The 20,462-nt window shown below is 56.8% G+C and carries 14 protein-coding genes; 11 read left to right on the top strand and 3 right to left on the bottom strand.

The features are described from left to right. Positions 1-2: 2 nt before the first annotated feature. The 7 genes from bcsA (ACRCWW_RS20565) to ACRCWW_RS20535 all read left to right on the top strand — a co-directional run bounded on the left by bcsA (ACRCWW_RS20565) (position 3) and on the right by ACRCWW_RS20535 (position 10,752). On the top strand, positions 3-2,108 hold the full coding sequence (gene bcsA, locus ACRCWW_RS20565) for a UDP-forming cellulose synthase catalytic subunit (RefSeq protein WP_438684055.1): 2,106 nt from the start codon (positions 3-5) through the stop codon (positions 2,106-2,108). Further along, a complete protein-coding gene (bcsB, locus tag ACRCWW_RS20560) occupies positions 2,105-4,555 on the top strand; it encodes a cellulose biosynthesis cyclic di-GMP-binding regulatory protein BcsB (protein ID WP_438684054.1) in 2,451 nt (816 codons plus the stop codon). The genes bcsA (ACRCWW_RS20565) and bcsB (ACRCWW_RS20560) overlap by 4 nt, the downstream gene beginning before the upstream one ends. Beyond that, positions 4,552-8,607: a cellulose synthase subunit BcsC-related outer membrane protein gene (locus tag ACRCWW_RS20555; RefSeq protein ID WP_438684053.1), complete on the top strand. Its 4,056-nt coding sequence runs from the start codon at positions 4,552-4,554 to the stop codon at positions 8,605-8,607. Before bcsB (ACRCWW_RS20560) ends, ACRCWW_RS20555 begins: the two co-directional genes overlap by 4 nt. A 1-nt stretch (position 8,608) precedes the next feature. Next, positions 8,609-9,082, top strand: a complete 474-nt coding sequence (bcsD, locus tag ACRCWW_RS20550; protein WP_438684052.1) for a cellulose biosynthesis protein BcsD — start codon at positions 8,609-8,611, stop codon at positions 9,080-9,082. A 10-nt stretch (positions 9,083-9,092) separates the two neighbouring features. Then, a complete protein-coding gene (locus ACRCWW_RS20545; protein ID WP_438684051.1) occupies positions 9,093-10,082 on the top strand; it encodes a glycosyl hydrolase family 8 in 990 nt (329 codons plus the stop codon). Positions 10,083-10,249: 167 nt separating this feature from the next. Beyond that, positions 10,250-10,501, top strand: a complete 252-nt coding sequence (gene yefM, locus ACRCWW_RS20540) for a YoeB-YefM toxin-antitoxin system antitoxin YefM (protein ID WP_438684050.1) — start codon at positions 10,250-10,252, stop codon at positions 10,499-10,501. Then, a complete protein-coding gene (locus ACRCWW_RS20535) occupies positions 10,498-10,752 on the top strand; it encodes a Txe/YoeB family addiction module toxin (protein ID WP_438684049.1) in 255 nt (84 codons plus the stop codon). The genes yefM and ACRCWW_RS20535 overlap by 4 nt, the downstream gene beginning before the upstream one ends. A 42-nt stretch (positions 10,753-10,794) precedes the next feature. Here ACRCWW_RS20535 and bcsG read toward each other — a convergent pair whose 3' ends face one another. From bcsG to bcsE, 3 genes are read right to left on the bottom strand one after another with little or no spacing between them, the layout of a single operon-like run. After that, positions 10,795-12,474, bottom strand: coding sequence for a cellulose biosynthesis protein BcsG (gene bcsG / locus ACRCWW_RS20530; RefSeq protein WP_438684048.1), 1,680 nt, complete (start codon positions 12,472-12,474; stop codon positions 10,795-10,797). Continuing rightward, entirely contained in the window at positions 12,467-12,664 is a 198-nt protein-coding gene (gene bcsF, locus ACRCWW_RS20525; protein ID WP_404656655.1) for a cellulose biosynthesis protein BcsF, read from the bottom strand. The genes bcsG and bcsF overlap by 8 nt, the downstream gene beginning before the upstream one ends. Then, positions 12,661-14,220, bottom strand: a complete 1,560-nt coding sequence (bcsE, locus tag ACRCWW_RS20520) for a cellulose biosynthesis protein BcsE (RefSeq protein ID WP_438684047.1) — start codon at positions 14,218-14,220, stop codon at positions 12,661-12,663. The genes bcsF and bcsE overlap by 4 nt, the downstream gene beginning before the upstream one ends. 215 nt (positions 14,221-14,435) lie before the next feature. On the opposite strand from bcsE, the gene bcsR reads away from it, so the two are divergent. The 4 genes from bcsR to bcsB (ACRCWW_RS20500) are packed head-to-tail and all read left to right on the top strand — an operon-like array spanning position 14,436 to position 20,460. Continuing rightward, positions 14,436-14,624 (top strand): cellulose biosynthesis protein BcsR, encoded by a 189-nt coding sequence (gene bcsR, locus ACRCWW_RS20515; RefSeq protein ID WP_438684046.1) that lies wholly within the window; start codon positions 14,436-14,438, stop codon positions 14,622-14,624. A gap of 10 nt (positions 14,625-14,634) precedes the next feature. Next, on the top strand, positions 14,635-15,387 hold the full coding sequence (bcsQ, locus tag ACRCWW_RS20510; RefSeq protein WP_438684045.1) for a cellulose biosynthesis protein BcsQ: 753 nt from the start codon (positions 14,635-14,637) through the stop codon (positions 15,385-15,387). Then, on the top strand, positions 15,384-18,002 hold the full coding sequence (gene bcsA, locus ACRCWW_RS20505; RefSeq protein WP_438684044.1) for a UDP-forming cellulose synthase catalytic subunit: 2,619 nt from the start codon (positions 15,384-15,386) through the stop codon (positions 18,000-18,002). Before bcsQ ends, bcsA (ACRCWW_RS20505) begins: the two co-directional genes overlap by 4 nt. Before the next feature lie 10 nt (positions 18,003-18,012). Continuing rightward, positions 18,013-20,460 (top strand): cellulose biosynthesis cyclic di-GMP-binding regulatory protein BcsB, encoded by a 2,448-nt coding sequence (bcsB, locus tag ACRCWW_RS20500; RefSeq protein ID WP_438684116.1) that lies wholly within the window; start codon positions 18,013-18,015, stop codon positions 20,458-20,460. Positions 20,461-20,462 lie beyond the last annotated feature (2 nt).

Genomic DNA, 20,462 nt, shown 5'->3' with positions numbered 1-20,462 from the left:
CTATGAAAAAGTTTCTCTTTTGGTTGCTGGTGTTGGCACTGGCGCCGATTGCCATACTTGTGATTGCTACGCCCATGGACAGCCAGAAACAGTTTATTTTCGGCTTGCTGAGCATTGGCATTCTTTTCCTGATGGGATTCAGTAAACGGCGCAGTATCTCGGTGATCATGGTGGTGACGTCGCTGCTGATGTCGACCCGATATATGTATTTTCGCCTGACGCAAACGCTGCATTTTAATTCAGAAATAGAAGCCATCCTCGGAACAGGGTTATTTCTGGCGGAAGTCTATATCTGGATAATGCTGCTGCTGAACTATTTGCAGACCGTCTGGCCTTTAAAGCGCGATATTACGCCGCTGCCGGATGATATGTCGCTGTGGCCCACGGTGGATGTTTATATCCCGAGCTACAACGAACCGCTGGACGTGGTACGCGATACCGTGCTGGCGGCGCAGTGTATCGACTACCCGAAAGACAAAATCAAAATCTATCTGCTCGATGACGGTAAACGCAGCGAGTTCGCGGTGTTTGCCGCCGATGTGGGCGTGGGTTATATCACCCGGCCTGACAACAAGCACGCCAAAGCGGGCAACCTGAACCACGCGATGAAGCTCACTAAAGGCGAGCTGATTTGTGTCTTTGACTGCGACCACGTGGCAACGCGTATTTTCCTGCAGGCGACAGTTGGCGGCTTCCTGAAAGACCCCAAACTGGCGCTGGTGCAAACGCCGCACTACTTCTATTCGCCGGACCCGTTCGAGCGTAACCTTTCTGTCGGCCGCAACATCCCGAACGAAGGGATGCTGTTCTACGGGCCCATTCAGCAGGGCAACGACAACTGGAACGCCACCTTCTTCTGCGGCTCTTGTGCGGTGATTCGCCGCAGCGCGCTGGAAGAGATTGGCGGGTTTGCGGTAGAAACCGTTACCGAAGATGCGCACACCGCGCTGAAGATGCAGCGTCTTGGCTGGAAGTCGTCGTTTATTGATATTCCGCTGGCTGCGGGGCTTGCGACCGAGCGTCTGGTTCTGCACGTTATCCAGCGAACCCGCTGGGCTCGCGGCATGACGCAGATTTTCCGTATGGATAACCCGCTGTTTGGGCGTGGGCTCACTTTCCAGCAGCGCCTGTGTTATCTCAGCGCCATGATGTACTACCAGTTTGCTCTGCCGCGTGTGGTGTTTGTCACCGCACCGCTGGCGTATCTGCTGTTTAACCTCAACATCATTCACTCCTCTGCGAGCCTGATTGTCGCTTATGCATTGCCCCACCTGTTCCTGGCGATATACGTCGGTTCGCGGATGAATGGCCGCTATCGCTACAGCTTCTGGGGCGAAATCTACGACATCGTGCTGGCCTTCCACCTGGTGCTGCCAACGCTTATCACCATGATTTTCCCGAAACGCGGCAAGTTCAACGTGACCGACAAAGGCCAGCTGCTGGATGTGGGCTATTTCGACTTCGCGGTGGTGCGCCCGCATCTGGTGGTGGCGTTCTTGCTGGGGGCCGCGGTGATTGCCGGTATTGTCAGGGCCATCGGTCATGACTACTTCGGCTCAGACCCGAGCGTTATCGCCCTGAACGTCGGCTGGGGAGCGTACAGCCTTATCTTCCTGCTGGCGGCCATCGCGGTGGCGCGTGAATCCAAACAAACCCGTAAAACTATCCGTATCGATGTCGATATTCCGGTGTTGATCCACTATGCCAGCGGCATTGTCTCCCGCAGTAAAACGGCAGACTTGTCGATGGGCGGTTGCCGCGTGGTGGTTCAGGATGAGCGCCATCTGAATGATGAGATTGAAGAAGTGGAACTGATCCTCGGCTCGGGCGCGATTTCTATTCCGGCCAAAATGATTGCCTCGGACGAGCGCTATATCCGCCTGATGTTTGAAGAAAATATGCCGCTGTCGCGCCGCCGTGAGCTGGTGCGTGTGGTGCTGTCTCGTGCCGATGCCTGGATAAACCCGCCGCGTCCACAGGACAATCCGTTCCGCTCGTTCGTGACCATTTTACGCTGCGTCTTCGATCTGTTCTGGCTGTCCTGGAAATCACGTAAGGAGAATCGTCGCGCGCGTGCGGCGATGGCAAAAGGGGAAGGCCGAGTATGAAACGAATGACGACGCTGGCGTTGCTGATGGGCACGCTGCTGGCGCCTTCTGTCCACAGCGACGACACGCCATCCGCGCCGATGAGCTTCCCGTCTCCGATTGCCGAAGGGGATGCTGCACCTGACAGCCAGAGTGCGCCTGCAACCAGCGCTACTGCGCCTGATGCGGCGGCGGCTGAGGGTGATGCTGCACCTGACTCAGCGGCTGCACCAGATACCACAGAGTCACCTGCGGCGGTGGTTCCGCCTCCGGCGATGCCACCTGTTCAGGATGACACCACGCCAACCCTCGGTGGCCTGGTTCCCTCCATAGTGAGCAGCCTGAACCTGTCGCAGATGGGGATGCCGGAAGGGGTGATCCTCAGCGGCGGTCAGCTTCAGGGCGGCGCGGATTTTACGCTGCCGGGCGATCAGGTGGTGACCACGGCACAGCTGAATCTTGATGTGAAAGTCTCGCCAGAAATGGCGACCCGTAACGCCACGCTGCAACTGATGCTCAACGGCCAGCCGTTAGGCACCGTGCCATTGGGTGCGGCAGAAAATGACATTTCCCACTATCAGCTCGACGTTCCGGCGGCGCTGATGGTGTCGAGTAACAACCTGAGTTTCAAAATTAACGATGGCGATGCCCAGCAGTGTCTGCGTGACCTGACGGATAAATACCGCGTCGTGATCATGCCGACTTCTCGCTTTAACTGGGAAGGGCAGCAGCTGGATATTGGTTCCGATTTGAGCCACTTCCCGCGCCCGTTCTTCGACAGCATGCAGATGACACCTGCCAGCGTTTCCGTGAGCTTCCCGGCGCGTGTGACGCCTGATGAAGTGGGCGCGGCGGCGATAGTCTCTTCCTGGCTGGGGATTCAGGCGGATTACCGTGGGATCTCCTTCGATGCGATGCATGACCGCCTGCCGGATAAACACGGGATTGTCATTGGGCATCCAGGCGAGCAGGTCGGCGGGCTGACGCTGCCGCAAACCAACAAGCCGCTGCTGAAAATCATTCCGAACCCGGCGAACCCGGTTTATAAACTGCTGCTGATTGTTGGTAACGATGACACCGCGCTGCGTGCCGCCGCATGGCGACTGACTCGCGGTAACTTCGCCCTGCAAACGGCGAGCAGCGATATCGATCCGCAGGCGATCCCGGTGAGCCGTCCTTACGATGCGCCGCGGTGGATCCCAACCGATCGTCGGGTGAAAATCAGCGATCTGATCCGTAAAGATCAGAGCACCACCGTCAGCGGTGTGTGGCATGAACCGCTGCGCGTGGCGTTCCGTGCGGCCCCGGATTTGTACCTGTGGGATGGCGAAACTATTCCGCTGCAGATTGGCTACCGTTTCCCGTCTGAAAGCTGGATTGATGAGCAGAAATCCCTGCTGAGCGTAACGCTCAACAACACCTTCCTGCGCAACCTGCCGATGAACAAACAGGGGCTGCTGGAGTCGCTGTGGCACAAGCTCGGCGGTGATGCCCGTCAGGAGCAGTTCACCATTCCGCTGGAGCCGTACCTGATTTACGGTGACAACCAGATGTCGCTCTATTTCAACGTGGTGCCGAAAGACAGCGCCCCGTGCAGCGTGCTGCTCAACAACAACATCAAGAGCCGGATAACCGACGACTCGTGGATTGATTTGAGCCACACCCGTCACTTTGCCCTGCTGCCGAACCTGTCGTATTTCGTGGGGGCTTCGTTCCCGTTCACGCGGCTGGCGGACTACTCACAGACCGTGTTACTGCTGCCGGAAAAACCGTCGGAAATGCAGATTACCACGATGCTGAATATGACCGCGCGTTCCGGTAATGCCACCGGCACCGCGCTCGGCAACAACAAAGTGGTGATGGGCATTCCGGCAGGCGGGGCGAATCTGGAGTATCTGCGTAACCGCGATGTGCTGGCGGTCAGCGGCCTCGATCAGAAAGCGTTCAACCAGAGCCTGCTGGAGAACTCGCCTTATACCGTCACCGATAACACCCTTGGCGTGCGTGGGGCCACGATGTGGCAAAAAATGCAGCGCTGGATGGTGGGTGACTGGACGGCAGATGGTGTTGACGCAGACCGTTACTTCTCTTCCAACAGCTCGTGGCGTGGCTTTATCAGCTATCGCTCGCCGTGGAACAGCGACCGCCTGGTGGTGACCGCCATTGGCAGCAATGACGATCAGCTGTCGCATCTGTATGACGACCTGAATTCACCGCGCATCAACGCCGGGATCCGTGGCGACACCTCTATCATCACCAACGAAAACGGGGTGCGCAGTTTCCGCGTCAGCACTCAGTTCCCAAGCGGGCAAATGCCGTGGTACATGATGGCCATCTGGTATGCCAACCAGCACTCCGGCCTGCTGGCGATCCTGGGGCTGATTGCCACCACGATAATGGGCGTGGCGCTCACCGCCATGTTCCGCCGTCATGCCCGTAAGCGCCTGAATCCGGGGGAAGATAAATGAAAAGAGCCACCCCAATGAAGACACCTAAGCTGCGCAGGCTTTCCACGCTGTGCCTTTCCGGCGCGCTGGCGTTTGGCGCGATGGACAGCGCCCAGGCCGCGGGTAACGATGCGGCGATGAAAGCGCTGTTCGACCAGGCGCAGTACTGGCATGAAAAATCCCATGACGACCTGGCGATGGACTCGCTGAAGAAAGTGCTGATGGTCGACCCCAACAACACCCAGGCGCTGTACCTGATGGCGCTGTGGAACCAGCAGAGCGGCAACCTGCAGGCGTCCGCGCAGTGGCGCGAGCGTCTGGCGAAAGTCTCGCCTGGCGATAACGGTCTTCAGGAGCTGGATAACGCCCGCAAAATGGCGAAAGTGCCGCAGGGGCAGTTGAACCTTGCCCGCCAGCAGGCCCGCAGTGGCAACATTCCGGCGGCGCTCACCACCTGGCGCAGCATGTTTAACGGCGACCAGCCACCTCAGGCGCTGGCGGCGGAATACTACATGACCATGGCGAGCGACAAATCGCTCTATCCTCAGGCGGTGAGCGAGCTGCGCGGGTATGTGGCACAGCATCCGCAGGATAACGCCAGCCGCGTGGCGCTCGGCAAAGTGCTGACCTGGCGTGAAGATTCACGCCGCGAAGGTATTGAGATGCTGGAGCCGATGGCGAGCGGCAACAAAGAAGCCGATGCCGGGTTACGTCAGGCGCTGTTGTGGCTGGGGCCACAGTCGGGCGATGACCAGTATTACAACACCTGGATGCAGCGCCACCCGCAGGATTCGGCGGTACAGGCGTATTACCGTGAGCACGTTGGCGGGCTGGCGAAAGGTCAGGGTTATACCGATCTCAACAGTGGCAATACCGCGGGCGCGAAACAGCAGTTCGAACAGGTTTTACAGACCAACCCGGAAGATGCCGACGCGCTGGCGGGCATGGGCTATATCGCCCAGCGAAATGGCGATTATCAGGCGGCGGCGCAATACCTGAACCGTGCAGCCGCGCTGGGTGGCGATGCTTCAGCCGAGCGAAAACAGCAGGCTGAGGATTCCCAGTTCTACGGGCAGCTGGCCCAGGCGCAGGCGGCTTATAAGCAGGGCAACGTCAGCCAGGCGCTGGCGCTTTCCGCCCCGCTCGCCCAGCAGAGCGGTACCCGCGGCACCGCGGCGAAGCTGTTCCGCGCTGACGTGCTGCGCCACAACAAAGATTATCCGCAGGCGGAACAGACGCTGCGCTCGTTGCTCAACGATCAGCCACAGAACGCCTCCGCGCGTGAAAACCTGTATTACGTCCTGCGTGACCAGAATAAAACTGAAGAAGCCCAGGCGATGCTGCGCACGCTGCCAGCCAGCTTGCAGGCTAAGCTTGCTCCGAAAGTGGTGACTGGCGTACCGGGAGATGGCATTCGCCGTCAGGCACAGCAGCTGGCGGCCAATGGCAATACGCAGCAGGCCATCACCACGCTGCAGCAGGGCGTGGCGCGTTATCCGGACGATCCGTGGATGCGTCTGGATCTTGCGCGGATGCTCCAAAAATCCGGCAACAGCAGTGAAGCCGCCTCGGTGATGGCAACAGCTTATCGTCCGGGTGCCAGCAATAACTCGCTTTATGCCGCTGCGCTGTTTGCCAGCGAGCAGGGGGCATGGCAGCAATCGCAGTCTTTGCTCTCGCGCATTCCGGGTTCTGCACAGACTTCGCAGATGCGCGATTTGCGCCAGCGGGTGAACTACAACCTGCAAATGGCGACGGCGCAGAGCTATCTCGCCCAGGGCAATACCGTCGCCGCCGCGAACACCCTGAAAGCGCTGGCCGCCACGCCGCCGAAAGACCCGGCGGATGTCGGAAAACTGGCACGTATGCTGGCGGATAGTGGAGATATGAATACGGCTGTTTCGCTGGTGCGGAACAACATCAGCCAGGGCGTGCAGGGCAACGTGGGTGATTACGCAGACCAGGTCACCGTGCTGAATCAGGCCGGACTGACGCGTGAAGCGCAGACCTTGTTGTCGAATCCGACCTTACAGGCCAGCAGCACGCCGACTCAGCTGGCGAGCATTCGTAATGGTTACGTGATCAACGATGCCGATCGCCTGCGCGAACAAGGCAACTATGCCGGGGCTTACGACAAGCTGATTGGCGCGCTGCAAAACGATCCGCAAAACACCGATCTGATGTTTGCCATGGCGCGTCTGTATCAGACGGGCAAGATGAACAAAGAAGCGGGTGTCGTTTACGACTACCTGATGACGCGTGATACCCCAACGCAGGATGCCCGCGCGGGCGCAATCGACGTGGCGCTGGCACAAGGCAATGACGATCGCGCGGCGGATTTGGCCAAAGGATTACGCAACGACAACACGCCGGATCGCTTACTGCTGCTGGCCCGTGTGGAAGAAGCGCAGGGCCACCATCAACAGGCCATGACTTACCTGCGCAGTGCACGCGGGAAGCTGGTGGGGCTTGATGCAACCAACAATGCGCAGACGCCAACTGTCGGTGGTTTGCTGATGGCGGATAACCCGTTCATCGGCACTTCGAAAACGCAGGTTCCGCCGCGCACGGCTTCAGCCTATGGCACCACGTTGCCGTGGCAGGTTGGGCAAGTTGCCGCCGATCCGGGCACGGCGTATCCAGGCACTCAGCGTACCGATTTGCCCGTCGATACCGCGCAAAGCCGTACGCTGCGCCAGGTTGATACCATGATGCAGCAGCTCGAAGAGAAAACCGGCACCTGGCTACAGGCGGGCATGCAGGTTCGCAGCCGCGATGGTGAATCGGGCACCAGTAAACTCACTGAAATGAAAGCGCCGCTGACGTGGTCTTCCTCCCCGTTTGGCGATGCACGCTTTGATTTCACCGTCACGCCAGTGACGCTCAGCGCAGGGGCGGCAACCGGCGATGCCTGGCGTCGCTACGGTTCGAATCCGCTCTCAAACGCGGTATCGAACATCACCACCACGGCAACCAATGAACAGAAAGCCATCGCGAATATGACGGCCGCAGAGCGCGCGACCTATTTCGCTGCGAATCCAGGTGCCGCTGCGCTGGCCGGATTGGGCACGCTCGACCCGGCTGATTTCAATGCCACCACCGAAAGCGGAATGGAAAATCTGGCGAAGCTCGGTGCTTATGACGGCGGGAATGTCGCGTCTTACCTTGCGGCCTCTAACCAGAAGCCGAACGTGAATCAGCCGGGCGATGTGTCGACGGATTCACAGAAGGCTAACGGCGTTGAGCTTGGGATGGCGCTGAGCGGCGACAACTACAAGGTTGATATCGGTAGTACGCCGCTCGGGCAGGATCTCAATACCCTGGTCGGCGGCGTGAAATGGTCGCCGAAGCTGACCAATTACCTGTCGCTTATCTTTACCGGTGAGCGCCGTTCACTGACCGATAGCCTGCTCTCGTATGTTGGGCTGAAAGATCAGTATTCCGGCAAAACCTGGGGCCAGGTAACGAAAAACGGCGGCGATGTTCAGCTGAGTTACGACGATGGCGATGCCGGGTTCTACGTGGGGGCGGGCGGCTACAGCTATCTCGGCGACAACGTGGAAAGCAATACCAGCTTCAACGCCAACGCCGGGGTCTATCTGCGTCCGTATCACGACGAATACCAGACGCTGCAAACCGGGCTCAGCATGAGCTACATGGACTTCTCGAAGAACTTAAGCCAGTTCACCTTCGGGCAGGGCGGCTACTTCAGCCCGCAGAATTACGTCAGCGTGTCGCTGCCGGTGGATTTGACGCAGAAATACAACAACTGGACGCTGAAAGTGGGCGGTGCGGTCGGCTATCAGTCCTACAGCCAGGATGAAAGCCCGTACTTCCCGACGCAGTCCGGCTGGCAGCAGTCGCTGGAAAACGCGGTGGCTAACGGCTTTGCGAAAGAAGCGTACTACAAGGGCACCACCGAAAACGGCATGGGTTACACCGTGCGCGCGGGTGCAGATTATAAGGTCAATCATCAGATGACCATTGGCGGTCAGGTGGGTTACGACACCTTTGGCAGTTATAACGAAAGCACCGCCGCGCTCTACTTCCGTTACATGTTGGGAGATTATTAAAATGACGGACAACACCGCCTCCACCGCACTGGCGTGGTTTCAACAGCAACAGACGCCTGCGGGCTGGTTTGATCTCCTGACCATCATGGTCGATGGGATGGTGCGTAACGCGGGTGAAGTGGAAAGCCAGCCGTTTCTGCGTCAGATGGGCCAGCAGCTTGCGGAAAGCTGGCCGCTGCCCGAATCGGAAACGCTGGGACAACTGGAGAGCAACATCAACCATTTCCTGACGTTGTTCAAGTGGGGCGTGATCACCCTGCACACCGGCGAAAACGGCATTCTTATTCGGCATCAGGCGCTGCCCGTCAGCCGTGATGAGGAACAACAGATGCGCTGGTGCAACGCATTTTGTACGATACTGGAAGGGCTTTACGCACGCTGGCTGCAGGCGCAGGGCGGCGGCGACCATGTGCTGCTACAGCGGGAACGGATTGGGTCCGTGACCGATGTACAGTTCCGCTACTTCAATCCATAAGAGTGACGCTATGCTGGTGCGACTGCTGATAGCAATGACGGTGCTGATGTCCGGGTTTGCCCGGGCCGATGCCTGGGAGAGCTTTAAATCCCGTTTTGTGATGCCTGACGGGCGAGTGGTGGACACCGGCAATGGCAATGTCTCCCACACGGAAGGCCAGGGGTTTGCCATGTTGATGGCGGTCAATCTTAACGACCGCCCGACGTTTGATAAGCTCTGGCAGTGGACGAACGCGACGCTAAAAAACAAAGATAACGGCCTGTTTTACTGGCGTTATAATCCGGTCGCCGCCGATCCCATCACCGATAAAAACGATGCCACCGACGGCGATATGATGATTGCCTGGGCGCTACTGAAAGCGCAAAAGCAGTGGAGGGAAAACAGCTACGGTATTGCGTCTGATGAGATAACCCGGGCCTTGCTCAAACACACCGTGATCACTTACGCGGGCTATAAGGTGATGTTGCCTGGCGCAAACGGGTTCAACCTCAACAGCTACATTAATCTCAACCCTTCCTATTTTATCTTCCCGGCCTGGAAAGCGTTTGCCGACAGAACACATCTGGTGGCGTGGCGAGATTTACAGCGAGACGGGCAGAAGCTGCTTGGCAACATGGGCTGGGGCAATGCCAGGCTGCCGACAGACTGGGTGAGCCTGAGCGCCGATGGAAAAATGAAACCTGCCGACCAGTGGAAACCCCGGATGAGCTACGACGCAATCCGCATTCCGCTCTATATCCGCTGGCAAGATCCGCAAAGCGCTCTGCTAACCCCGTGGAAAGCCTGGTGGGGACGCTATCAGCGTGAAAAAACGCCAGCCTGGGTCAACGTGCTCAGCAATGAAACCTCACCTTATCCCATGAACGGTGGCCTGCTGGCTGTCCGTGATTTCACGATGGGCATTAACTCCGGCGAACCGCAAATTACCGCACAGGATGATTATTACTCCGCAAGCCTGAAGATGCTGACCTGGCTTGCTGAACGGGATATCACGAAGTAGCGACAGCGTTTTGCGAGGCGCTTTCAGGAACTGGAACAACCCTATTTACAGCCAGCCTCCGGGGATTACACTGCCCAAAAGTTAATCACTGGAGGAAATATATGGATGTTATCTGGTCAAATATGCACCGTGATTGTACAGTAAGTAGTACAATGATGGAGGTGCCCTTGCGTACGATCACTTATAGCGAAGCCCGACAAAAATTGTCGGAAACCATGATGCAGGCTGTTGAAGGGTGTGAACCCGTACTGATAACCCGGCAAAATGGTGATGATTGCGTATTAATGTCCCTGAAAGAGTACAACGCGCTGGAAGAGACTTTCCATCTGCTGCGTTCACCAGAAAATGCCCGACGATTAATGCAGTCAATCGAGCAATTGAATAGTGGTCAAAGTCTGGAAAGGGACATCATTGAATGAAACTGATCTGGGCAGCGGATGCCTGGAAAGACTATCTCTGGTGGCAGGAGCACGATCGGTCGGTGCTTGTCAGGGTGAATGAGCTGATTAAAGAGTGTCAGCGAATGCCATTCTCTGGCAAGGGGAAACCCGAGCCGCTACGCCATACCCTGAAAGGGCTCTGGTCACGCCGTATCACCGGCGAGCATCGTCTGGTTTACAAGGTGACTGATGAGGCGCTGCTGATAATTGCTTGTCGGTATCATTATTAATAAAAAAACCGCTGCGAAAGCGGGTTTTTTTGTGGCCGAAGCTTATTGCGGATAAGGCACCCAGTCGCCGCCGTTGAGACGGACATACGGTTTGCCCTGGTACTGAATAACGACGGCATTCGAGTTTTCTGAGACGGGCGCAGTCTGTGGCAGATTGCTGGTGTACTGATCCCAGTTCACGCTGTCTTCGGTAAACATTTTGCCGTCAACCGCACGGGCCACCAGTTCAGAGATGGCCAGGTAGCTGCTCGGCTGATCGATTTCAATCGCGGAGCCCTGATGCGGCGCTTTCATGCCAAAGAACTTGATGGCGGCTGGCACGTTGGTGATGTTCGGGCTTGGGATATCGCGCAGGCCAGAGACCTGCATCTTATCGCCCTTCAGCGCTCCACCGTGCTCCGGCGCAATCACGACCATCACTTTACGGCCCGATTTTTCCAGCTCGGTGAAGAACGAATCAAGCTCATCAAACAGCTTCTGCGCACGCACTTTGTAATCGGCCGTTTTGCTTTGACCGGCAAAATGGTTGCCGTCATGCAGAGGCAGAATATTAAAGAAGGTCGCTGTCCGTTCCCCGTTCTCTTTGCCCTCGCCCTCAAGCCAGCGGTTTAGCACCGCCAGGTCGTCGTAGACAGGTGAACCGTCAAACCCAAGCAGGCTCACCGGCAGACCTTTTTGGTCCATCAGCGGCGCCTGCATGTCGCCATAGTTACGCAGCTCCTTCAGGAAGTCGCCAAATACGCCGTTGTGGCCGAGCATCAGCTGGTTTTTGAAGCCCAGCGTGGCAAGGTTATCAAACAGATAGCACTGTTTTCCTGCCGGTGAATAGAGGTTGGTGTGTGAAGGCTGTCCGCAGCTGGCGCGCAGTAAACGTATGGCCGCCGGGCCGCTGTAGGAGGTCGCTGAGTTAAAGTGTTTAAACACGATATCGAAATGAGACCACAGCGGATGCTGCATCAGGCCTGCGGCCTCAATGTCATCCCACGACAGGGAGCAGATGTTGATCACCAACAGCTCAAACGGCTGCGCATCCGCGGGCAACGCCGTTGGGAATGTGGTCTGGCGTTTATCTTCTGCGGCATAGAAGCTCGACAGCCAGGCGTTCAGGTTCGCTGATGTCGGCGGAGCCGTCTGCGCAGGAATATCGCCCACGACAGGTTTTGCGTTAGCCGTGGCGATAGTTGCCGCAGCGGTTCCGCCGGTGGTGGTCACGGTGCCGGTTTGCTGTCCGCCCGGGAACAGAGAGAAGTTCGGCCCGACGACGGTTATCAGATTGAGCCACAGCATCGCCGCCACGATAAACACCGTGACGCGCACCCACTGGGATAAAAACAGCCAGGCCACCAGGCCGACGAAGAACAGCCCGACCATCTGCCAGTTAATAAAACGGGTCACCAGGTCGATGATGTAATCCATGCTGAAGCCCGCCAGCTGCGAGCCCTGGCTGAAAATACTTTCCGGGCCCGGCAGCCAGGTGTCATGCCAGAACAGCGCAAAGCCAATCGGGATGGCAATCCAGTGGCGCCATTTGTGGAGCTTGCTGTTCGGGATAGGCAGCAGCAGAAACGCCATAAACACCAGGTTCTGTAGCGCGTGAAAATTCAGATAGCCCGCCCACAGCAGGCCAAACTTCACCAGAAAGTAGAAGTTCCAGCCGGAAAGGCCGCGCCAGTACTGCCAGAAAGGTGACGGGGAGACGGCGGTTTTAGTTGGTTTAGTCATCTTTTTGCTTTGCCTTGACGTGCCCGGTCCTGTGCAATGTGCCTGCCGGTTTGACATAACGAGGTTTGAAGAACATCAGTCTGAGCGTCGTTTCAATCCGACGGAAAAAGTGGCGCGCGATGTAGCCCAGCGGGAAAAAAATCAGCGCACACAGAACAACCAGTTGAATAATATCGGCAATGGACATCATTGTTTTGATTCTCCCTGTGCCTGCCCAAGATGAAGTGGCTCAGGGAAGCGGCGCCAGCTGCGGCCGTCGTGCGTGGCATTCATCACTTCGTTCTTGTCCGTCGTGAGAGGCAGCGGCGCTGTCCAGCGCTCAGCGGTAACGGCTTTCATCTGCACGATTTCCGCCGTGATTTGCTTGTCTTCAAACCAAATCATTCGGTTGGAGAAAATATCGCCCGTCGGCAGCGGGAAAATGTGGTTAAGGGCGGTATCAAGATCGTTGATGCGGCAGAACGTTAAGAACAGCACCAGACGATTATCACCAATGGTCATGATATCGCCAAGGCGGTTTGGGCGGCACAGCGTGAGCGCTTGCTCCACTCTCAGGCCCGGTACCGGGCGCAGAGCGACCATCACCCCTTTGTTGTCATCAGGCAGCAGAGGGTTGTTCATGATGTTGTGCACCGCGTCGCAGAAAATGTCCCACTTCTGGTAACCGCGCAGCTTCAGCGGTTGGGTCATCGCCAGCAGGGTGCCAATCTCATCCGGCACGTGGCGCTGGAACTGTTGTTTTTGCACACTTTCAACCAGCGTCAGGCAGCGTGAGAGCGGGGCATTCCAGGGGATAACCAGATTCGCACCGCAGCCCAGCAGCAGGCGTTCATCGGTGGCGCGCAGGCAGGCTGCCGTTTCGCGAACGACTATCTTCAGCGCGCTTCCGCGCTGTCGACGTAAGGTGTGAATAGAGTGCGCCAGTTGTTCAATCTGGCTGGTTTGCTCTACGGAGAAGATTATCGTGGCGGCCTGAACGGAACGGGAGGCGTTAAAGACGGCATCGTTAGTATCGAAAACTGACCAGTACTCTGACAGCGGTGGCGCACCTTCCAGCGCCATTTTGGTGCTGATAACGTCTTTTTCATCGCTACGAGGCTGCACCACGGCTTCTTCGTCTTCCGCCAGTTGCCATAAGCTGTCGTTATACGTCACGCGCAATTGCTGACGGGCACTCACCCCTTTCTCATTACCCCAGAAAGCAATATCAAAGAGGTGGCTATCGCCCTGGAAACGCAAACTTGCCAGGCCGGAAAGGGTTCGAAATTCGCTCAATAATAGCGACAGTTGCGCATCGATATTGTTACCTGGATTAAGCACCAGCAAAGAACAATGGTAGTATTCGGCCCAACGCTGAGCGTTATTTAGCCATGTTCGAAAACGATCTGCGGAGATATTTTGCCAAATGTTATCGGCACACAAGAGGATAAATAAATAGCCCGTGGGTTCTAATGAGCAGAGCAGATCACGGCGCAGTGAGTATAGACCATTTTCATTTTTTGGCATGGTGAAAAGGCGTATTTTTTCAGGACCGTGAGATTCATTAAGTTTCACTATCGTGCGGGGTTTTTCTCCCATCGTAATGGCGGCAATTTTGGCGTCAGCGTGCTGTGCTGCAATCGTTTGATTCAGCAGACTTACGGCATCTTCCCGACGTTCAATATTCATCCACCACACGCCGCCTAAGGGCATATGGCTAACTTCGTCCCATAGAGACTGGATTCCAAGTGAAAATACAGGGTCCACGGCATCCCTCGTGTGCAATTTAGCTAACTCTCAGTTTACTAGCAAAAGAGTCAGATTAAACCTAACATTGAAATTAAAGAGTAACAGATTTAGCATGTAAACGATTTTTCCGATCGGGCACAGTGTATCGAAAAGCAGAATCCACGTTGAGTCCCGCGAATCAAAGAAATGTCCGATACGTTTATCCACGAAATGTCCGATGAAGGGTTAAAGCTATGTCTGAGAATGAACTCCGGACAACATCAGATACAACGCCTGGTTACACCTTCCAGAATGACTTTTTGGCATTAAGCCGGGCATTCTCATTGCCGGAAATAGATTACACCGATATTTCCCAGCGCGAGCATCTTGCTGCCGCTTTAAAGCGTTGGCCGCTGCTGGCTGAGTTTGCGGAACATAAATAAGGAAGCCTGAATGGCCATTTTGGGATTGCAGGGCCTGCGAGGCGGTGTCGGAACAACATCGCTGACGGCAGCGCTGGGTTGGTCATTACAGATGCTGGGTGAATCCGTCATCGTGGTCGATGCATGTCCAAATAATATGCTACGTTTTTGCTTTAACGACAGCATTTCTCACTGTGATGGCTGGGCGCGGGCATTGCTCGATGGAGGAGACTGGCGAGATGCCGGTATGCGTTACACTTCCCACGTCGATTTTCTCCCCTTTGGCCAGCTTTCGGCCACAGAACGTTTAAATTTCCAGGTTTTGACCCCGGTCCTCGACCGTGCGGTTGAGATCATCAAAGCGCTGCATCAGCAGGGCCAGCACAAGTGGATTCTGGTGGATTTACCGCATGAGTTTGCGCCCTGGCTCCAGCCGCTGATTGAGGCCTGTCATCATGTGGTGACGGTGGTCAATCCGGACGCTAATACGCATATTCGCCTGCATCAGCAGGTGCTGCCAAAACATGGTCACATCCTGATTAACGACCTGCGCGTTGGCAGTCAGATTCAGGATGACTTGCATCGCATCTGGCTGCAAAGCCAGCACCGTCTGTTGCCGGTTGTAATCCACCGCGATGAAGCGATGGCGGAGTGCCTGGCGGCAAAACAGCCGTTGGGCGAGTACCGCAGTGATTCCCTGGCCGCAGAAGAGATGATCACCTTTGCTAACTGGTGCCTGATGCATTACGCCGGCTCACCGGCAGCCGTGGAGTCATCTTCATGATACGCCTTACCGCTCTGCTGCTGGCGCCGGAAGCGGGGGCACGCCTGCGTGCGCGGTATCAGGATTATCGAACTCATAAAGCGTCGTGGTTTGGTGCCACGATGGGCTGTTTCTGGGTCGCTCTGTCCTGGATTTTCCTGCCGCTGGAGCATCCTCGCTGGCAGCGAATTCGGGAGAATCACGCCGAATTTTATCCTCACATCAATCCTCATCGTCCGCGCCCGCTGGATCCGATTCGTTACCTGCTGCAAAGCGTGTGGCTGGTGGCAACGCGCCCGACGGAAGAGAAGAAAAACTTCGACTGGCAGGGCTTCAAAAAGATGGCGGGCGTTCGCGGACGTTACCACCAGTGGCTTGAAGATTTGCCCGAGAGGATGAGCAAAAAGACCGCGCACCTCGACCATAAAAAAGAGCTGGCGCACGTGAACCCGAAAGTGCGTAAAGCCATTCTTGGGGTCGTCATTTTCTGTTCGCTGCTGCTGGCACTGGTTTGCGTGACCCAACCGTTTAACCCGATGTCGCAGTTTATTTTCCTGCTGCTGCTTTGGGGCGTGGCGCTGCTGGTGCGCCGCATGCCGGGGCGTTTCTCCGCGCTGATGCTGATTGTTTTGTCGCTCACCGTGTCGTGTCGCTATATCTGGTGGCGCTATACGGCGACGCTGAACTGGAACGATCCGGTCAGCCTGACCTGCGGGCTGATTTTGCTGTTTGCGGAAACCTATGCCTGGATTGTGCTGGTGCTGGGTTATTTCCAGGTTATCTGGCCGCTAAACCGCCAGCCGGTGCCGATGCCTAAAGACATGTCGCAGTGGCCTGCGGTCGATATTTTTGTCCCGACTTACAACGAAGACCTGAACGTGGTGAAAAACACCATTTACGCCTCGCTCGGGATCGACTGGCCGAAAGACAAGCTGAACATCTGGATCCTGGATGATGGCGGGCGTGAAGAGTTCCGCCAGTTTGCGAAGGACGTCGGGGTGGAATATATCGCCCGTACGACTCATGAACACGCCAAAGCAGGTAACATCAACAATGCGCTGAAGCACGCCAAAGGCGAGTTTGTGGCGATTTTTGACTGTGACCACGTGCCGACCCGCTCATTCCTGCAAATGACCATGGGCTGGTTCCGCAAGGACAGTAAACTCGCCGTCATGCAGACGCCGCACCACTTCTTCTCACCTGACCCGTTTGAACGTAACCTCGGGCGTTTTCGCAAAACGCCAAACGAAGGCACGCTGTTCTATGGCCTGGTGCAGGACGGCAACGACATGTGGGATGCTACGTTCTTCTGCGGCTCCTGTGCCGTGATTCGCCGCGCACCGCTGGATGCCATTGGCGGCATTGCGGTAGAAACGGTGACAGAAGATGCGCATACCTCGCTGCGTTTGCACCGCCTGGGCTACACCTCCGCTTATATGCGCATCCCGCAGGCGGCGGGTCTGGCAACAGAAAGCCTTTCCGCGCACATCGGCCAGCGTATTCGCTGGGCGCGAGGCATGGTGCAAATCTTCCGTATGGATAACCCGCTGTTCGGTAAAGGGCTGAAGATGGCACAGCGCGTCTGCTATGCCAACGCCATGCTCCACTTCCTCTCAGGTGTCCCACGATTGATCTTCCTGACAGCGCCGCTGGCTTTCCTGCTGCTGCATGCCTACATCATCTACGCCCCGGCGCTGATGATTGCGCTGTTCGTCCTGCCGCACATGATCCACGCGAGCCTGACCAACTCCAAAATACAGGGCAAGTACCGCCACTCGTTCTGGAGTGAAATCTACGAAACGGTGCTGGCCTGGTATATCGCGCCGCCGACCATCGTGGCGCTGATTAACCCGAAAATCGGTAAATTTAACGTGACGGCGAAGGGCGGGCTGGTGAAAGAAGAGTATGTCGACTGGGTGATTTCCCGTCCGTATCTCTGGCTGGTGTTACTGAATTTACTGGGGATTGCTTTCGGCATCTGGCGTCACTTTACCGGGCCGGAAAATGAAATTCTCACCGTCTGGGTCAGTATCGTGTGGGTGTTCTACAACCTGATTATTCTCGGCGGCGCGGTTGCGGTGTCGGTGGAAAGCAAACAGGTGCGTCGTTCTCACCGTGTGGAAATGAGGATGCCAGCCGCGATTGCGCGTGAAGACGGGCATCTCTTCTCCTGTACGCTGCACGACTTCTCTGACGGCGGGGTTGGCCTGAAAATCAACGGCCAGGCGCAGGTGCTGGAAGGCCAGCGAGTGAATCTTCTGCTCAAACGAGGCCAGCAGGAATACGTGTTCCCGACGCAGGTGGTTCGCGTCTACGGCAGCGAAGTGGGCCTGCAACTGCTGCCGATGTCCACGCGTCAACATATTGATTTTGTTCAGTGTACTTTTGCCCGCGCCGATACCTGGGCGCTGTGGCAGGACAGCTTCCCGGAAGACAAACCGCTGGAGAGCATGCTGGACATTTTGAAACTGGGGTTCCGGGGTTATCGCCACCTTGCGGAGTTCGCGCCGCCTTCGGTGAAATTTATTTTCCGATCGCTTCTTTCACTGGTTGCCTGGATTGTCTCTTTTGTCCCGCGTCGCCCCGAGCGCGCTGCGGTCACGACGCATCCACAGCCGGCAATGGCTCAACAATGATGATTCTATGATGAAAAGAAAACTTTCCTGGATTTGCGCAGCGGCTGTGGGAATGGGGGCACTGACCCCACTGACGACTTACTCCGAGCCGACGGCGGCGACCCCGTCACCTGAACAACCTGCGGCCGCCGCGGCAGATGCACCTGTCGTGACAGCCACTCCGGCTGATGCTGCACCTGCCGTGCCTGAGGGAGACGCAACCACGCCAGCGGCACCGGTTCCGCCTGTTGCGGCACCGGGCATGGTTGATCCCACGGTTACCGATCCGGGTGCTGTGGGTTCTGCCGCAGCAGTGACCACGCCTGCGGTCGTCGAAAATACGCCAAGCCGCGACGTGAAGCTGAGCTTTGCGCAAATTGCCCCCGCGCCGGGAAGCATGGTGCTGAAAGGCTCGAACCCGACCGGTTCCGTGCAGTTTGGTACGCGCAGCGATGAAGTGGTGTCGAAAGCGATGCTCAATCTGGTCTATACGCCATCGCCTTCGCTGCTGCCCGTTCAGTCGCAGCTCAAGGTCTATCTCAACGACGAGCTGATGGGCGTTCTGCCAGTCACCAAAGAGCAACTGGGCAAGAAAGTGATGGCTCAGGTGCCGGTTGACCCGCTCTACATCACCGATTTGAACAACGTGCGGCTGGAGTTTGTCGGCCACTATCGCGACGTGTGTGAAAACCCGGCCAGCACCACGCTGTGGCTGGATGTGGCACGTAACACGTCGCTGGATTTGACCTTCCAGCAGCTCAACGTCAAAAATGACCTGTCGCACTTCCCGGTGCCGTTCTTTGATTCTCGTGACAACCGCCAGCTGAATTTGCCGATGGTGTTTGCTGAGACGCCGGATATCACGCAGCAAAAAGCAGCCTCAGTGGTGGCTTCGTGGTTTGGTGCGCGCGCAGGCTGGCGTGGGCAGACGTTCCCGGTGCTGTATAACCAGTTGCCGGATCGCAACGCCATTGTGTTTGCGACCAATGACAAGCGCCCTGATTTCCTCAAAGATTACCCGCTGGTGAAGGCACCGACTATCCGGATGGTAAGCCACCCGGATAAGCCGTATGTAAAGCTGCTGGTGGTGTTTGGCCGCGACGACAAAGATTTATTGCAGGCGGCTGAAGGGATTGCCGCCGGGAACATCCTGTTCCGTGGCGATACCGTCACGGTGGATGAAGTCAAACCGCTGATGGAACGTAAACCTTACGATGCGCCGAACTGGGTGCATACCGACCGTCCGGTGACGTTTGGCGAGCTGAAAACCTACGAGCAGCAGCTGCAGTCTACCGGGCTTGAGCCTGCGTCCATCAACCTGTCGCTGAACCTGCCGCCGGATCTCTATCTGCTGCGCAGCAACGGCATCGACATGGATCTGAAGTATCGCTACACCCAGCCCGCGATGAAAGACAGCTCGCGCATGGACATCAACCTCAACAACCAGTTCCTGCAATCTTACAACCTGAGCAGCACTCAGGAAGTGAGCAGCCTGCTGCTGCGTCTGCCGATTGTTCAGGGCCTGCTGGATGGCAAAAACGAAGTGTCGATCCCGGCGCTGCGTCTGGGGGCAACCAACCAGATGCGCTTTGACTTCCAGTACACCAACCCGATGCCGGGTGGCACCATTGAAAACTGTATTACCTTCCAGCCGATTCAGAACCACGTGGTGATAGGTGACGATTCGACTATCGATTTCTCCAACTATTACCACTTCCTGGCGATGCCGGATCTGCGCGCGTTCGCCAACGCAGGTTTCCCGTTCAGCCGTATGGCAGACCTGTCTGATACGCTAATCGTCATGCCGTCAAAACCGACGCAGAATCAGGTCAGCACGCTGCTTGATACTGTCGCAACAATCGGTGGACAAGTTGGATTGACGGGCGCTCGCCTCAAGCTGACCGACGATCCGGCTGAAATGCAAAAGCAGGATGTCGACATCATGCTGATTGGCTCCATCCCGGACAAACTGAAAGACGACAAGCATATTGATCTGCTGGTCGATGCGACGAAGAGCTGGGTGAAAACGCCGGTTCGCCAGAACGAATTGCCTTCCGTGAATGTGGACGACAACGAGCGCCAGCCCGCGGCTCAGGCTACGGTGACCTCGGACGGCCCGATGGCCGCCATCATTGGCTTCCAGTCGCCGTATCACGATCAGCGTAGCGTTATTGCGCTGATGGCTGACAGCCCGCGTGGTTTCGAGCTGATGAACGAAGCGCTGAACGACAGCGGCAAGCGTGCGGTGATGTTTGGTTCCGTCTCGGTTATCCGTGAATCTGGCGTGAACAGCCTGCGCGTCGGTGACGTCTATTATGTCGGGCATCTGCCATGGTATGAGCGCGTCTGGTTTGCGCTGTCTAACCATCCGATTCTGCTGTCGATTCTGGCCGCATTGAGCGTCGTGCTGCTGGCCTGGGTGCTGTGGCGTCTGCTGCGCATTATCAGCCGTCGTCGCCTGGATCCGGATAACGAGTAACC

Origin of the sequence: Scandinavium sp. (assembly GCF_051650185.1) — a bacterium.
In the GTDB taxonomy this organism is placed as follows: Bacteria; Pseudomonadota; Gammaproteobacteria; order Enterobacterales; family Enterobacteriaceae; genus Scandinavium.
Note: the sequence above shows the minus strand (reverse complement) of the source record. Positions and strands in the feature narration are given on the sequence as shown.